Raw genomic sequence first — 14868 nt, forward strand, 5'->3', positions numbered from 1 at the left:
ACAAACAGATATTTAGCCCAGTATCCTCCTAATTCAAATTATCCCTGTCCCAACACTTTCCGTGCCGCTTCCACACCCCAATACAAAGCCTCTTCAAATACCGAATAGCTGCTTAAGTCACTGTGTGCAAATAATAATCCAGAATTTCGGTTTCTGATTTTTAATAAAGCCTCATCGCTTAAATAGCCGGGTTTCGGCACGCTCATGCCATGCCCGCGAACGGTAATGTCAACACGGGAAACGTGCCGCCAAAAGCCTTCGCCGTAAGCGGTAAGCAGATCTTGGGCGGCAAGCTGGAGCAACTCTTCGTCGCTTGCTTCAAGCAGCTGGCGGCGGACGACTTGTGGCGTATCGTGGTTAAGCGCGGCGTAGGCGGTAAAAATCGTGCGTTCAGGACGGGCAACCCGAATAAACTGGTTGGTCGCAACAACATAACCCAGCCCTTGGCTGCCATAAACCACGTTGTCCCACGCAAGTTCGCTGTTGTTTTTTTCTTTCGGAAAACTGTGCAGTTCAAAATTAGAAACCAGCCATGGCGCGTATTCGGGAATGTCCAGACCAAATCGTTCGGGAAATTCAATAACGCGGGCTGCAACCATCAGCGGCATGGCGGAGATAACGTGTTGCGCGGTTACGGCAACGGTTTCCCCTTTTGCATTATCACGCAGCCACACTTCAATCCGGCCATCCGAAAGCGGTTTGATTTTGACGGCAGAAGCATTAATTGAAGCAGGCTTCTCCAAACGGATACTGCTTTCAGACGGCCATTGCCAGTCCTCCTGCAAACCGGCATGACGGCGCAAGCTTTCAGAAAGATGCGCCAAACCTTCGGGCCAAGTGAGGACGGTTTCCGCGCTGTTGCGGGCGGCAAAATAATGCAATCCGGCAAAGGCAGACACTTGCCCAATACCTTGCCCGTAATCGTCGCGGCAACAATAATCGAGATACCATAAAAGCTCGGGCGAGTGGTAGCCCTCCTGCTCAAGCCATTGTTTGAACGTCAGATTATCGAGTTTGCGCCATGTCTCATCGGCCGATGACAGCGCAATCGGAATGGCAAAAATTTTCTTACCGTCATTGCCGTAAACCTGTTTCAGACGGCCTATCAAATCAAAAAACCGTTTGGAGTCCGCATCTTCTTTCGGCAATAAATGTTCCACCCATTTATCCTGATACAAAAGGCGCGATTCGGGCGCATAGACCAAATCGGTTTCCCTAAAGCTGCCGTCTGACTGCAAAATACCGAAATCCGCCAGCATCTCGCGCACATACACGCTTTCTTTCGACGGCAAAGCCAAATAATGCGCACCGCTCGGCGCTTTCAGGCCGTCTGAAGACGTATAGGCGGCATTGTTGCCATTACGTTCAAACCCTTCTGCCAACAATACATCGCGGTGATTATGCTTCGCTAAATACCACAACGCCCCCAAACCAGCTGCACCGCCACCAAGTATCAAGGTATTGCATTCATAACGACGAGCCGGCGCTTGTAACAATTCTCCGTCGCGCAACAAATGCCCCAACGGCAAGCCGACACGGTTAATAGAAACCGGCGGTTTGCGGTTGAGGTATTTGTAAGTCTGCCAAGAGAAAGCAGAAGCAGCACCAAGCGCGGCGGTATAACTGAGAAATTGACGGCGGGTTAGCATGTTTTATAAAAAGGTTGTCTGAAAAAATAAAACGGTACAACGAGGTTAAGCAGGTCTCGCGTTATTTATGCCCTGCCGAATAACCATGATAGGAGCTGCCGGAATGCGATGAGTCGCTATCTTCCGCTTGGACATAGTTGAACAAGACGGTAAGAAAAATGATGAAAGCAAAGAAAATAATCGTCCCTACCCGTTCTTCTTCGTAATCACGATCGTTTTTATATCTGTCAGAAACTCATATCCATACCAACGCACACAGACTGACCGCTATACCAACTGGGCTACGTAGGTGCGGTGACAGCCAGGCCGGAAGGTTGACGATGATAAGAATCAGCATAGCAATGATACAGGCTACATTATCTCTACTCCCAACATTTCTATTGTCACCCTTCAGCCAGTAAGAGAGCATCTCCTTAGTATCAAAAGACAGGCCGAATGCCTTTCTCATTTGACGGTAAGACACAGGACTGCTTTTACTCCAGACTATTTCATCCTTGCTCTGCTCAGAACACAGAATGACATTCCGGCCATAACTTTTCTTGCCGCTATATTCCTTATAATGAAGCAAATCGCCTTGTTTGACTTTCCAATAAAACGCACCAGCCGCTGCCTCGACCTGCCCACGGTAATGATCAATCAACATTTCACCGGCAGGATTGCCACTTGAATCAAAGTCCGGCCATGTGTGTAAGGTTTCTGACAACCGCCAGCGTTTTCCAGACTCAATCAGCCAGGCAAACCCTTGCTGCGTGTTATAAAGCAGATATTCCGTCCAGTATTCAGACTGATTTTGGTTATAGGACGGTATCTCAGCAAATCTTACAGCCCCGATAATCAGATATTCTGTATCGTTCAGACGGCCTTTCGTACCTATGGAAAGTGTGAACAGGTTTTCTTGTTCTTTCCTTTGGGCATTTGCCTCCATCAACGCAACAGTATCTTTTGTCGTGTTCAAACTACTGCCGCAAGACTGACATAAAAGGAAAGAAGTAACACCACCTGACCAATGAACAGGAGCGCCGCAATGAGGGCAGTTTTCAGAAAGAATCTCTCCTTTCAGACGGCCTGCACTTTCACGGATTTCATCATCACTGCGCTTATTTTCCAGCTTCAAACTGTCCAAACTGACTATGCGTCCGAAGTAGGAGTCCATTGGAAAAGCCGAATAATCCAAGGTCAAAAACAAATTGCCCCGTCGCCAGTCGCAAACCTCGCCTGTCGCTTGATTCCCAGATAAATTGAACGGCAACTCGCCTTGCGCATCGGTATTACAGTAATGTATGGTGCGGACGTCTGACGCAATAAAGGTTTGGCCATTAAAGATCAACGAACTGGAACCGGCTTTCACCGACTTAAAATTTTTCGGCCCCCGTCTCCTCTTCTGAGCCAGCAAACAAGTCATCGCATATAAATCGCCAACCTCGGAAAGCCAGCCGGTCTGCCCGTCATCAAACAAGACATACTATTCATTCCATGCGCCGACATCATAATGCACCTGCAATCGCCCAATCAGCGTAAATTTCCGATCATCAAAAACGCCTCTCGTTCCAATCTGTAACGGACTGAAATCTTCCAGCAACGCAGAATCACGCCCTGCATTGGCAACAAAATATCCGCTCCTCCCCTTACCGCTTCTAGCAACCAGCATACTGCGGCAATGGCCACACACCAGCGTCACGGCAGTAGCGCAATACGCCTCCACAGGCGCACCACAGCTTGGGCAATCGGTTTTAAAAAAAGGCGTTTTTTCCATATAGTGTCAATATTTCAGTTTAAGCAGCACAAGGTTTAAGGCCGTCTGAAAACGGATTGAATATGCTTTCAGACGGCCTAACAGATTTTATTGTTCAACCGATGGTTATATATCGTCCAGTATACCTTCGCCACGTTGCGCAACCGTCCAAACAGCCCTTTCAGCCGCCAACTCCCTGCACAAGATTTCCTTCACTTTTTCCAATTTCATGCCGCCGCAAATAAATGCATCAATGGCGGCGAAGTGGTGTTCAGGCCAAGTGTGGATACTGATATGAGACTCGGCGAGCAGCAAAACGCCGGTTACGCCGCCTGCTCCGCCAAAGGTATGGAAGTGTTCGGTTAATATGGTGGCTTCTGCGGCCTGTGCGGCAGCTGCTAAAGCGGTTTTCAGACGGCCTTCATCTTTTAAGATGGCTTCATCGCAGCCGTATAAGTCTAATAGGCCATGGTTACCGGGCATGTGGGTCATTTATGGCCTCCGGAATAGCCGCTTGAATAACCGCCATAGCTTCCTCCTGAATGAACTCGGCTACTGTCATCATCCAAATCAGACAAATCTGCATAATTCATCATCGTAACAAAAACAATCAAAGCCATTGCACAAATAACATATCCCACTCGGGAAATACTCTGTTCGCCATTTTCATCTCTCTTCCGTCCAACTATAAAAAGAGCATAGACACCCCAACCGATAAGAAATATATCGAATAGTGCATCGAAGCCATTCATAAACAATGACGGAATATTGACGATAACCAAAATAGCAATCATCAGAAGTCGTAATTTTTCATCGATATCATCTGCACTCATTTTCACGGTGTAAGATGATATTTTATTGGTCAAATTAAACGCATCTGCAATTTCCCGATAAGCAATGGGGGTACTTCTACTCCATGCCATTTCATGACTGTTTAGTTCGGAACCAAGCTTACGGCTTTGTCCGTCTCGATAATCGCTGTAATAATTCAAATCACCGCTTCGGACACGCCAATAGAAGGCGCCGGCAGCGACTTCTACCCTGCCTCCATAGTCATAAAGTTTGCCATAGCCTTGCGGTTGACGGTTGCGATCGAGGCGCGGCCAATCGTTCAAGGTTTCAGAAATATTCCAACCTTCATCAGCTTCAACCAGCCATAAGAAACCCTGAGTTGGGTTGTAAAGCAGATACTCTGTCCACTGCCCTTCTGGTGCCAATGTATGTTTGGCACCTTTGAACAAGTTATCAAATGTTTCCTGCGCATCTGTTTCTAAATATCGGACTGCGCCGATAACATGAAACTCTTTATTTTTCAGACGGCCTGTCGAGCCAATAGGCAGAGTAAACAGCGTATTTTGGGACAAACGCTGATTATTGGCGGTAATAAGCTCCGCTTTATCTTTGCCGACTGCCAATTCGCTGCCGCAACTTTGACAGTTCAGATGGGAAGTCAGACCGTTCACCCAATGAATGGATGAGCCGCAGTTAGGACAGTTTTCTGAAGTAATACTGCCTTTCAGACGGCCTGCACTTTCTTTAATTTCATCTTCGTGGCGCGTGTTTTCCAGCTTCAAATCATCTAGGTTTACCATGCGCCCGAAGAAGGCTTCGGGTGTTTTATTGTTGTAATCGAGCGTGATGAAAAGGTTTTCGCAACGCCAGTCGGAAACCCGATTTTCTGTATCCTCTTTCAAAACAAACGGCAATTCGCCCTGCGCGGCGGCACGTTTCAAACTGATTTTGCGGACATCGGAGGCAATATAGTGCCTATCTTGAAAAGTCAGCTCGCTAAATCCGGCTCGTGTGTCTTCAAATTTCGGCGGATTATCGATTTCGACCGGCATGGTCATCACATACAAATCGCCCGCCTCTGAAAGCCAACCCGCCCTGCCGTCGTCAAATAGCGCATACCATTCATTCCACGCACCATCGTCGTATTGCACCTGAAGCCGTCCGACCAAGGTAAAGCGTTGCGCGACAAATGTGCCGCTGGTTCCGATTTGTAGCGGACTAAAATCTTCCAGCAATGCGGAATCGCGGCCGGAGTCGACAACGCCGTTATCTTGCCGCACCAGCATGCTGTTGCAATAACCGCACACCAGCGTCACGGCAGAAGCAGAATGCGCTTCGACAGGTGCGCCGCAGCTTGGGCAGTCGGTTTTGAAGAAAGGAGTTTGAGACATGGATTTGCTTTTTCAGAATGGGTTGGAGTGTTTCAGACGGCCTTAACGTTTATATCAACTGGTTTTATCAATGATTTCAGATTAGAAACAAACCAAATCGCCGAACGGACTCAATCAAATGATTCAAAAGGCCGTCTGAAACCTTTTCACAGAAGCAGCTCAACACTTCTTTGAATGATATTTTTCAGACGGCCTTCAATTGCTTAACCAATCAACTGTTTCAACACTTCAGCCTTGGCTTTATCAAAATCTTCTTGCGAAATCAAACCGCCATCCAGCAAAGACTTGAGCTTCACCAATTTTACCTGCGGGTCTTCGGCAGCCGGCTGAACATTTTGCTGAGCCTGTTGCGTATTCGGCTGCATCATGCCAGACATGGCACCCGCCATCGCCTGACCAATACCGGCACCCACGCCCAAACCTGCACCGATTCCGGCAAGTCCGCCTTCATTTTGTGCCGCAAGCGGAATGGATTCGGCGGTTTGATATTGGGTGTAACGTCCCAAATCGCCGATAACGCCCATCGAAATCTTCTTATCCAACGCAGCCTGAATAGACGCGGGCAAGGTAATGCTTTCAACAGTGAAGTTTTCCAGCGCCAAACCCAGCTTGGCAAATTCTGCGCCGAGCAATTCGCCGATTTTTTGCGACAGCAAGACTTGGTTCGCCGCCATATCCAAGAATGGGATACCGGAGCTACCAAACGCGGCCGCCAATTGGGTGACTGCAATATTGCGCAGCTGGTTTTCCAAGTCTACACCGCTGTATTGCGCCGCCACGCCGCTGACTTCTTTGAAGAATTTTGCCGGATCGCTGATGCGGTAAGAATACATACCGAACGAACGCAGTTGCACCGCGCCAAACTCGGCATCACGTACGGTAACAGGTTGGGATGTACCCCATTTTCGTGCGAGCTGTTGTTTGGTATTGAAAAAGTAAACATCCGATTTAAACGGGGATTCAAAAAGCTTGTCCCAGTTTTTCAAGTTGGTCAGCACTGGCAACGTTTGCGTATTGAGCGTGTAACGCCCAGGACCGAACACGTCGGCGGTCACGCCTTCATCGACAAACATCGCCATCTGCGCCTCACGCACAGTTAGGCTCGCACCGTTTTGGATCTCCTCATCGGCAATCGGAAAACGCCACATCAGCAGGCTGTCGTCAGGATTCGGCCATTGAATGACGTCGATAAACTGTTTCTTGATAAAGTTGAACATTTCAACTCCTTATAAAATAAATCGGGATACAAAATTCAAGGTATGGGTATTCAAGTCAAGCAAGCAGCGTTCAAAATACCGATCGAGATGGACACTGCACCAAACAACGCACCGACGGCGACATTGTTGCCGATAAGTTCTGCGGTAGCGCCTTTAATCATCATTGTTGCAGCGAAATAGACAAAAATCTGAATCACTGCTGCGGCAAGTCCCCACAGGATAAAATCGATGAAGCTGACACTATGGGCAATGCTTGAGGCAAGCGTCAGACAGAAACCGACCAACGCGCCGCCAAACGCCAAGGCGCAGGCAAGGTTGCCGTTTTTAATCAGGCGCAATTCTTCGGCAGGGGTAATCCGCAGATATACGGCACCGAAAACTACAGTCATGGCAACACCTGCCAACATATATTGCAGGTAAAGCAGATATTGGGACAGAGAAATACTCACGATAAGATTCCTTGTTTTGCAATAAAGTGATTATGCCATATTTTTGAAGATAAACCCTTCGGAAATATGGCATTTTTAGAAGCGCTTCAGGCCGTCTGAAACGGTCAGATTTTTTAATTCATGTTTTATTGTGATAATTGTTGACGATTTTTGTATATTTATGTAACTATTGCGCACCGCTATTTATTAGAACAAAGAGGAGAATATGAGCATACTCGCCGCCATCCGCCCTAAAGAGCCTTTGCTCCATCTGCGCTGGTTTGACATGCTGATTGTGACCGCCATCCTGTTCGGTCAATTTGCCTACCGTTCTACCCAACTTTATATCGCCAGCCTGATGCCGCAAGTGGAGACAGCCTCTGCTACCGAAGAAGTGCGCGATACTGCGGTAACCGGCGTGGCTTATTCGGAAAACATGAGCCTGCAGCTGACGCTGCTTGCTATTGCTCTGGTTTACCTCGTTATCCGCCGTTTCGACTTCAAACAGTTGCCGATTCGCTTTAATTTAGGCGTATTGTTTTGGACACCTGTAATTTTTATCCTGATGGGTCTGACCGCCGATGCGGTGACTTCGTTAAGCGGCGGCTACAATTACTTCACCACTGAAATTTTCCAATACATCAAACCATTATCCATCTTCGACAAATTTGCCGCCCTTGCTCCAATGGCCATCCTCTACGGCCTTTTAAACGGCTTTTATGAGGAATTCTGTTTCCTCGGCCTTTCAACCTGCGTGGAAGACAAATACAAATGGCAGGCATTGGCCTATTCGACCTTGGTGCGCGTCTCCTTCCATACTTACCAAGGCATGCTTTGGGCGACCGTTATCGGCGTTGTTTTCGGCTTGATGTACTACTTCTTCTACAAATACAAAGTCAAAAACCTGCTGCCGTTTTTCCTGATTCACGCCTTGGCAGATATCTTCGGCTCCGGCTTCATCTATTTGATTTGCGCTTAATGGCAACGGTTGGATGAATAAACAAGGCCGTCTGAAACATTATTTTTCAGACGGCCTTTTATCATCTATCGGTTTACTTAATCAAAGTAATTGCCACATCCGCATCTTCGGTTGCAACTGCCTCAATCACTGCATCGCCGCCAAACCTCAACACCGAGCCTGCGCCGACCGTATGCTTTTCAGTCTGATTCAACGTCACGTCAAAGCTTCCTTTTCCAACGGTAAAAATCAGCGTTTTAAAACCCGGATGATCGTGCGGTTTAATCTGCTCCCCTTTCTTCATGTCTTTCTTAACAACCATGTAATTTTCGCCGCTGAAAATTTTACCGTTTTCGGAGGAAACCTCCCCCAAAGGCGCGGCAGAAACGGCAATGGAAAACAAAGCAGACAGCAATACAGCAGGAATATTAGATACTTTCATGGCAAACCTTTCTTAAAATAGGGCTTCCATTCTATAAAAAACCACTTTATTATTCAATAATAATTCTCATTTTCTAATAAAAAGGCCGTCTGAAACCCAACGATATTTTTCAGACGGCCTGATTGACCTGTATAATATTTTCTTATTAATAAAATCGCTTTACATACCCATCAAATGGAAACCATCAGAAAAGATCCGCTCGGCTCGGCATGGGTGGTTATTGCCACGCTCGGCTTTACCGTCATGAACCTCTCCGTCAAAGCCGCCTCTACACATTTCGGCTTTTCCAGCGGCGAGCTGGTCTTTTGGCGCATGCTGGTCTCCACCCTGTTCTTAGGCATCATGGCCAAAGTGCAAGGCAACACATTTTCCACGCCGCATTGGAAAACCCATCTCAACCGCAGCGTCATCGGCACGCTTGCCATGATGTGCACGCTTTATTCCGTCATACATCTGCCGCTGGCAACAGGCGTCACGCTCAACTACACCTCCTCCATCTGGCTTGCCATCTTTTCATTTTTCATTTTAAAAGAACGAATTACGCTTTATACCCAAGCCATTCTGGTTATGGGCTTTATCGGCGTTATCCTGTTGCTCAATCCATCTTTTCAAGGCGGACAGGAATTTGCCGCACTGGTCAGTTTGGCAGGCGGCGCCATGTCAGGCTGGGCATATTTGCAAGTGCGCGAACTCTCGCTTTTGGGCGAACCGGGCTGGCGCGTGGTGTTTTATCTGTCGCTTACCGGCCTGATTATGTCCGCCATTTGGAGCTGCTTTACCGGCTGGCATCCGCTGACCGCGTCTTCCCTGCCCTATCTGGCCGGCATCGGCATCTCCGCCATGATTGCCCAACTGGCCATGACCCGCGCCTATAAGGTTGGCAAGAAATTTACCGTTGCCTCGCTTTCCTACCTGACCGTCGTTTTCTCCGCCCTGTCCGGCGTACTGCTTTTCGGCGATAAAATCACTTGGCAGGAAGTCGCCGGCATGGTTATCATTGTTGCAGGCGGCGTGTTCAGCAGTTTTACTCCGGCCTCAATCAAAAAATTCCTGATGAAGCAATAATTTAACAAGGAGAACACCATGATTTCCATTCGCGAACAATCTTACGGCTTAAACGTAGCGCTGTACAACGAGTTCACTTTGGACGATTTCCGCCAATTGGAAGAAGCCTTGTTGGCCGCAAAACAAAAAGTCCATCTACCCGACATCCTGTTGGACTTATCCATGCTGAAAGACTTCACCATCGATATGGCGGTCGAGCAAATCAAATTCCTCAACCAACACGAAACCGACTTCGGCCGCGTTGCCGTCATTACTGACGACATTTGGATTAAACTCGGCGCGCGCCTGTCCAGCCTCTTGACCAACCAACATCCCAAATATTTCAGCGATGCCACCGAAGCGCAGGCTTGGTTGTTGGCAAGCAATTTGAAATAAAGACAAGGCCGTCTGAACGCATTACCTGAGCAAATTCAAAACCGCTTAGGCTCAAAATCAACGGCATCACAATATTTTTCAAAGCATAAAAAAAGGCCGTCTGAAACTTTCAGACGGCCTTTCTTGATTCAAACGAAGCGGTAATGGAAAACGACGGCCGGCAATCCGTTTCAAGCCAAAACACCGCATCCATACCGTCCGACTACCCTGCCGATCCACCTCCGCAGCCATTGTCCCGCATTGCCGCCAAACCTACTTCGGCTGACTGCTCCCGCCGGCTTTGGCATCCCAATAATCGGCCTGCCGTTTATTCTCGGGCGTTTGTTCCGCAGAGAGGCTGTAATATTGCCAAAGCCGCTTGGCGGCGGCCGTGTCGCCGTTTTCCGCTTTCTCCCGCAGCAGGTCGATTTGCTGTGGCCGGAGGTGGTAGATACTGCCGGTGGACACGGGGGCATCAGGATCGTAGCGTTCTTCGTCCAATACTTGTTGCAGGCGGGGCGGGAGGGTGATGCCCCGCCGTTTCAGTTCATATGCCCACGCGGCGGCATCGTGATAACGGTAGGCGGCCAGGTGTTCTTCGGCATAGGCCGACAATTCTTCATTGGTCGGCACGGCATCGGAAGCCGTTGGCGGATGTTCTTGGGAAGCGGGTCGGTTATCAGGCATGGCGGAATTTCCCCGGCAGGAGGTAAAGAGTAACAAGGCGGCAAAGATGGCAGGCAGGCGTTTCATGTTTTTCACTCCGATAAAAGGTTTGAAAAGACGGCAGGCTGGCAGGAAGGAAGCCGATAAACGGAGGCCGTCTGAAAAACAGTTTTCAGACGGCCTTTTCATTTACATCACATCCAACACATCAATGCCCAGCAAATCCAAGCCTTGTTTCAGCGTGTCGCCGGTGAGCTTCGCCAGTTGCAGGCGGCTGTTGCGGGTTGCACCTTCTGATTTCAGGATTGGGCAGGCTTCGTAGAAGCGGCTGAACAAGGTAGCGATTTGATAGAGGTAGGCGGCGAGGTAGTGCGGATATGCCGTGTCCGCCACGCTTTGCAGTACGTCTTCAAATTTCAGCAGCTCGGCAGCCAGTTGTTTTTCCAAAGGTTCGGTCAAAACGGTTGGCTCATTTGTGTCCCATTCGCCTGCTTTGCGGAACACGCTTTGCACGCGGGTGTAGGCGTATTGCAGGTAGGGGGCGGTGTTGCCTTCAAACGAGAGCATGGCGTCCCAGTCGAACACATAATCGCTGGTGCGGTTTTTGCTCAAATCGGCGTATTTGACCGCGCCGATGCCGACGGTTTTGCCGATTTTCGCCGCTTCATCCGCGCCCAATTCGGGATTTTTTTCTTTCACCAAAGCAGTGGCGCGCTCGACGGCTTCGGTCAGCAGGTCAACCAGTTTTACAGTGTCGCCGCTGCGCGTTTTGAACGGTTTGCCGTCTTTGCCCATCATGGTGCCGAAGCCGATAAACTCGGCTTTTGCATCTTCCGGCAGATAGCCTGCTTTGCGGGAAGTGGTGAAAAGTTGTTCGAAGTGCAAGGCTTGGCGGTGGTCGACGACGTACAGCAGGCGGTCGGCTTTCAGACGACCTATGCGGTAGCGCAAACACGCCAAATCGGTGGAAGCATAAAGGAAGCCGCCACCTTGTTTTTGTACGATAAATGCGGCAGGCTCGCCCTCTTTGTTTTTGAACTCGTCCAAGAACACGACTTTCGCGCCGTCGTCTTCGACCGCCAGACCTTTTTGAACCAAATCATCGACCACGGGCTGCAAATCATCGTTGTATTTAGATTCGCCGGCCACATCTTCTGGGCGCAGTTTCAAGCCCAACGTGTCATAAACGGCTTGAGCGTGCGAGAGTGAAATATCGACAAACTGTTTCCACAACGCCAATACGGTTTCATCGCCGCCTTGCAGTTTCACAACGTATTCGCGTGCGGTGTCGGCGAAGGCAGGGTCTTCGTCAAAGCGCACTTTGGCGGCGCGGTAAAACTGCTCCAAATCCGCCAGTTCAAATGCGGCATTGTCTTTCTGCTGCTCAACCAAATAAGCGACCAACATGCCGAACTGCGTACCCCAGTCGCCGACGTGGTTTTGGCGGATAACGGTGTTGCCCATAAATTCCAACACGCGCGAAATGCTGTCGCCGATGATGCTGGAACGCAGGTGGCCGACGTGCATTTCTTTGGCCAGATTAGGCGAAGAATAGTCGATAACGACGGTTTGCGGTTGGGCGGTTTTTGCTACGCCGAAATGCGCGTCGTTCAAGGCCGTCTGAATGTTTTGGGCGAGGAAATCAGGACGCAGGCGCAGGTTGATGAAGCCGGGTCCGGCCACTTCCGCGCTTTCAATCACGGCGTTGCCCGCCAATGCTTCGGCTACCTTTTGCGCCAATTCGCGCGGATTTTGTTTGGCTTTTTTCGCCGCACCCATTACGCCGTTGATTTGGAAATCGCCGAAATCGGGATTTTTCGCCGCCTGCAATACGACGGGGCTGTCGGACAAACCGGCAGCGGCAAAGGCTGCTTGGGCTTCACGTTCGACGGTTTGGTATAAATTCATGTTGTCGGTCTCTATCAATTCAAATCAGGCGGTATTTTAAAAGAATTTCGGGCTTTAAAACAGGGCAAGCTGCAATACTTTTCCAGCGGCTTGTTATATGATTGCATTCTGATTCAACGATTTTGCTGTAAAGGCCGTCTGAAAGGAAAAGCCATGAACCCCAAAAATACGCTTTGTCTGATTGTCGATATTCAAGAACGCCTGCTGCCCGCCCTTTCCGGCGCGGACGAAATGGTGGAACACTGCCGCCTGCTGATTCAAGGTTTGACGGCTTTGGACATCCCCTTTGCCGTAACCGAACAATATCCGAAAGGTTTGGGCAATACCGTATCCGCCGTATCGTTGCTGTTGCCTGAAGGCACGCCTGTTGTTGAGAAAACCCGATTTTCGGCGTTTTTACCTGAAATTCAGGAAATATTACGCAAAAACGACATCAAAAACGTTATTTTGGTGGGTGCGGAAGCGCATATCTGTATGCTTCAGACGGCCTTGGATTTGAAGGCGCAAGGTTACGCCGTATCCCTGCCTTTTGAATGCACTGCCTCGCGCACAACAGCCAACCGCGACAATGGTTTGGCGCAAATGAGCCGTCAGGGCATTATCATTTCCAATGTCGAAAGTATTTTGTTCCAACTGCTCGGCGATGCCAAACATCCGGCCTTTAAGACTATTTCCAAACTGATTCAATAACAGGCCGTCTGAAATGCAATACACCATCCGCCCTGCCCTGCGCCAAGACTTGCCCGCCATCGTCGATATTTACAACAGCACCGTGGCCACGCGCCAATCCACGGCCGATTTGTCGCCGACCACGGTTGCCGAGCGTGAAATGTGGTTTGCCGCGCACACGGACAAACGCCCGATCTACGCCCTTTACGATGCCGACGGTACAGTCTTAGCATGGGGCAGTTTCAGCGACTATCATCCGCGCTACGCCTACCACATCAGCGCGGAAGTCAGCATTTATGTCCGCCACGATATGCGCGGCGCAGGCGTGGGCAAAATCCTGTTGCGGCACATGCTCGAACGTGCGCCGTCCTTAGACACCCACAACGTCATCGCGCTTGTGTTCGGCCACAACTATCCGAGCCTGAACCTGTTTCACCGTTTCGGTTTTGAAGAATGGGGGCGGCTGCCGCAAGTCTGCGATTTGGAAACCATGTTGGCAGACGTGGTAATTTTAGGCAAAAGGATTGTGGATTGATGACGACAAAGGCCGTCTGAAAACTGAATTCAGACGGCCTTTTTTACGACAAAACCTTTATTCCGGTTTCTTCGCCAGCATGGTAACGAATTTAAACTGAATCGGATTGCCGAATTCGTCTTTCGCGTGCATCGAACCCAGCTCTTCCTTGTATTCCACCAATTCCCAATCCTTATAGTATTCGCGCAGTTCGCCCTCGCCGAACTTGAACGGGAACGGCATCGGGCAAGGGAAATCTTCCGTATCCATCGCAGAAACAATCAGGTTGTAGCCGCCGGGGTTGGTGTGTTCCTTCATGTTGGCAATCACGTCAGGAACGTAACGCGGCATCAGGAACATAAACACCACGGTCGCCACCATATAATCAAAGTTTTCCTGAATATTGGCGGCGTTGAGGTCGTATTCAAACGCGCGGACATTCAGTTCTTCGATACGCGCCAGCTCTTCCACGTTTTGAACCGCGTTCGGATTATTATCGACAGCGGTAACGTCAAAACCTTTCAAACCCAGATACAGCGCGTTTCGACCCTGACCGCAGCCCATATCCAAAACCTTGCCGACGGGCACGATACCTTCGGCGGCGCGGACGGCCGAATGTGTCGCGCTCATGCCGTATTTCTTATTGAAATAGTCCGCCGCCTCACAGTAAAACGACAGTTGGATTTCCGTGTCTTGCGTTTGCGGCGCGATAAAGTGCCATGCTTGCGGATGGATAATCCAATCATCGCTTTCAGGCGTCAGTTCGTGCGTAGCCGTAATATTGCCCGCTTCGTCCACTTCATTGAAGTTCAGACGGCCTTGGAGGACATTGAGGCAGCCCCAAGTACCGGCGGCGGTATTGTGTTTGGACAATAAGGCTTCGGGAATCTCGTCCGCCGTCCACACCGGCATCTGTTTGTAACAAAACAATTCTTGCTGTTCGCTCATCATATTTCCTTTCTATTTTGACGGTTTCAACACAGCTTCTGCCAAGGCTTTCTGAATGGCAATCACACTCTTGTCGCTTTTAAACTGCAAGGTTTCGGTTGGCGCTTCGCTGGAAGAAACCCAAATCTTCAGCTC

General features: G+C 49.4%; 16 protein-coding genes. 5 read left to right on the forward strand and 11 right to left on the reverse strand.

Annotation, left to right across the window (positions count from 1 at the left end):
- Positions 1 to 38 precede the first annotated feature (38 nt).
- The 7 genes from O3660_RS09925 to O3660_RS09955 all read right to left on the reverse strand — a co-directional run bounded on the left by O3660_RS09925 (position 39) and on the right by O3660_RS09955 (position 7230).
- A complete protein-coding gene (locus tag O3660_RS09925) occupies positions 39 to 1649 on the reverse strand; it encodes an NAD(P)-binding protein (RefSeq protein WP_049350705.1) in 1611 nt (536 codons plus the stop codon).
- Between the two features lie 235 nt (positions 1650 to 1884).
- Positions 1885 to 3105, reverse strand: coding sequence for a DUF4178 domain-containing protein (locus tag O3660_RS09930; RefSeq protein WP_318250414.1), 1221 nt, complete (start codon positions 3103 to 3105; stop codon positions 1885 to 1887).
- Between the two features lie 6 nt (positions 3106 to 3111).
- Entirely contained in the window at positions 3112 to 3402 is a 291-nt protein-coding gene (locus O3660_RS09935; protein WP_244284967.1) for a hypothetical protein, read from the reverse strand.
- A 105-nt stretch (positions 3403 to 3507) separates the two neighbouring features.
- Entirely contained in the window at positions 3508 to 3873 is a 366-nt protein-coding gene (gene speD / locus O3660_RS09940) for an adenosylmethionine decarboxylase (RefSeq protein ID WP_049350706.1), read from the reverse strand.
- Positions 3870 to 5564 (reverse strand): DUF4178 domain-containing protein, encoded by a 1695-nt coding sequence (locus tag O3660_RS09945; RefSeq protein WP_371464922.1) that lies wholly within the window; start codon positions 5562 to 5564, stop codon positions 3870 to 3872. Before O3660_RS09945 ends, speD begins: the two co-directional genes overlap by 4 nt.
- A 203-nt stretch (positions 5565 to 5767) precedes the next feature.
- A complete protein-coding gene (locus tag O3660_RS09950) occupies positions 5768 to 6781 on the reverse strand; it encodes an SPFH domain-containing protein (RefSeq protein WP_371464923.1) in 1014 nt (337 codons plus the stop codon).
- Between the two features lie 50 nt (positions 6782 to 6831).
- On the reverse strand, positions 6832 to 7230 hold the full coding sequence (locus O3660_RS09955) for a DUF350 domain-containing protein (RefSeq protein ID WP_193699298.1): 399 nt from the start codon (positions 7228 to 7230) through the stop codon (positions 6832 to 6834).
- Positions 7231 to 7435: 205 nt separating this feature from the next.
- Here O3660_RS09955 and O3660_RS09960 point away from each other — a divergent pair, with 205 nt between their 5' ends.
- Positions 7436 to 8188, forward strand: coding sequence for a type II CAAX prenyl endopeptidase Rce1 family protein (locus tag O3660_RS09960; protein WP_049350709.1), 753 nt, complete (start codon positions 7436 to 7438; stop codon positions 8186 to 8188).
- A gap of 73 nt (positions 8189 to 8261) precedes the next feature.
- On the opposite strand, the gene O3660_RS09965 is transcribed toward O3660_RS09960, so the two are convergent.
- On the reverse strand, positions 8262 to 8609 hold the full coding sequence (locus O3660_RS09965) for a hypothetical protein (RefSeq protein ID WP_049350710.1): 348 nt from the start codon (positions 8607 to 8609) through the stop codon (positions 8262 to 8264).
- Positions 8610 to 8783: 174 nt separating this feature from the next.
- Between O3660_RS09965 and O3660_RS09970 the strand changes: the two genes are divergently transcribed.
- Entirely contained in the window at positions 8784 to 9674 is an 891-nt protein-coding gene (locus O3660_RS09970; protein ID WP_049350711.1) for a DMT family transporter, read from the forward strand.
- Positions 9675 to 9692: 18 nt separating this feature from the next.
- Positions 9693 to 10049, forward strand: a complete 357-nt coding sequence (locus tag O3660_RS09975) for an STAS/SEC14 domain-containing protein (protein WP_003686136.1) — start codon at positions 9693 to 9695, stop codon at positions 10047 to 10049.
- Between the two features lie 252 nt (positions 10050 to 10301).
- Here O3660_RS09975 and O3660_RS09980 read toward each other — a convergent pair whose 3' ends face one another.
- Positions 10302 to 10781 (reverse strand): hypothetical protein, encoded by a 480-nt coding sequence (locus O3660_RS09980; protein WP_141742837.1) that lies wholly within the window; start codon positions 10779 to 10781, stop codon positions 10302 to 10304.
- A 102-nt stretch (positions 10782 to 10883) separates the two neighbouring features.
- Positions 10884 to 12602 carry an arginine--tRNA ligase gene (argS, locus tag O3660_RS09985; protein WP_049350713.1) on the reverse strand — a complete coding sequence of 573 codons (1719 nt, stop codon included), beginning with the start codon at positions 12600 to 12602 and terminating at the stop codon, positions 10884 to 10886.
- A 153-nt stretch (positions 12603 to 12755) separates the two neighbouring features.
- Between argS and O3660_RS09990 the strand changes: the two genes are divergently transcribed.
- A complete protein-coding gene (locus tag O3660_RS09990; protein WP_049350714.1) occupies positions 12756 to 13292 on the forward strand; it encodes an isochorismatase family protein in 537 nt (178 codons plus the stop codon).
- Between the two features lie 13 nt (positions 13293 to 13305).
- The gene (locus O3660_RS09995; RefSeq protein WP_049350715.1) at positions 13306 to 13806 is read left to right on the forward strand and encodes a GNAT family N-acetyltransferase; all 501 of its coding nucleotides are present in this window, start codon (positions 13306 to 13308) and stop codon (positions 13804 to 13806) included.
- Between the two features lie 57 nt (positions 13807 to 13863).
- Here the strand turns inward: O3660_RS09995 and tehB are convergent, their stop codons facing one another.
- Positions 13864 to 14733, reverse strand: coding sequence for an SAM-dependent methyltransferase TehB (gene tehB / locus O3660_RS10000; protein WP_049330918.1), 870 nt, complete (start codon positions 14731 to 14733; stop codon positions 13864 to 13866).
- Positions 14734 to 14868 lie beyond the last annotated feature (135 nt).

Source organism: Neisseria sp. 27098_8_139, from assembly GCF_041433195.1.
GTDB classification, from domain to species: Bacteria; Pseudomonadota; Gammaproteobacteria; order Burkholderiales; family Neisseriaceae; genus Neisseria; species Neisseria subflava.

Coding starts and splice junctions, on each gene's coding strand:
- O3660_RS09925 (WP_049350705.1), bottom strand. CDS start 1,649: ATGCTAACCCGCCGTCAATTTCTCAGTTATACCGCCGCGCTTGGTGCT.
- O3660_RS09935 (WP_244284967.1), bottom strand. CDS start 3,402: ATGGAAAAAACGCCTTTTTTTAAAACCGATTGCCCAAGCTGTGGTGCG.
- speD (WP_049350706.1), bottom strand. CDS start 3,873: ATGACCCACATGCCCGGTAACCATGGCCTATTAGACTTATACGGCTGC.
- O3660_RS09945 (WP_371464922.1), bottom strand. CDS start 5,564: ATGTCTCAAACTCCTTTCTTCAAAACCGACTGCCCAAGCTGCGGCGCA.
- O3660_RS09950 (WP_371464923.1), bottom strand. CDS start 6,781: ATGTTCAACTTTATCAAGAAACAGTTTATCGACGTCATTCAATGGCCG.
- O3660_RS09960 (WP_049350709.1), top strand. CDS start 7,436: ATGAGCATACTCGCCGCCATCCGCCCTAAAGAGCCTTTGCTCCATCTG.
- O3660_RS09965 (WP_049350710.1), bottom strand. CDS start 8,609: ATGAAAGTATCTAATATTCCTGCTGTATTGCTGTCTGCTTTGTTTTCC.
- O3660_RS09970 (WP_049350711.1), top strand. CDS start 8,784: ATGGAAACCATCAGAAAAGATCCGCTCGGCTCGGCATGGGTGGTTATT.
- O3660_RS09975 (WP_003686136.1), top strand. CDS start 9,693: ATGATTTCCATTCGCGAACAATCTTACGGCTTAAACGTAGCGCTGTAC.
- O3660_RS09980 (WP_141742837.1), bottom strand. CDS start 10,781: ATGAAACGCCTGCCTGCCATCTTTGCCGCCTTGTTACTCTTTACCTCC.
- argS (WP_049350713.1), bottom strand. CDS start 12,602: ATGAATTTATACCAAACCGTCGAACGTGAAGCCCAAGCAGCCTTTGCC.
- O3660_RS09990 (WP_049350714.1), top strand. CDS start 12,756: ATGAACCCCAAAAATACGCTTTGTCTGATTGTCGATATTCAAGAACGC.
- O3660_RS09995 (WP_049350715.1), top strand. CDS start 13,306: ATGCAATACACCATCCGCCCTGCCCTGCGCCAAGACTTGCCCGCCATC.
- tehB (WP_049330918.1), bottom strand. CDS start 14,733: ATGAGCGAACAGCAAGAATTGTTTTGTTACAAACAGATGCCGGTGTGG.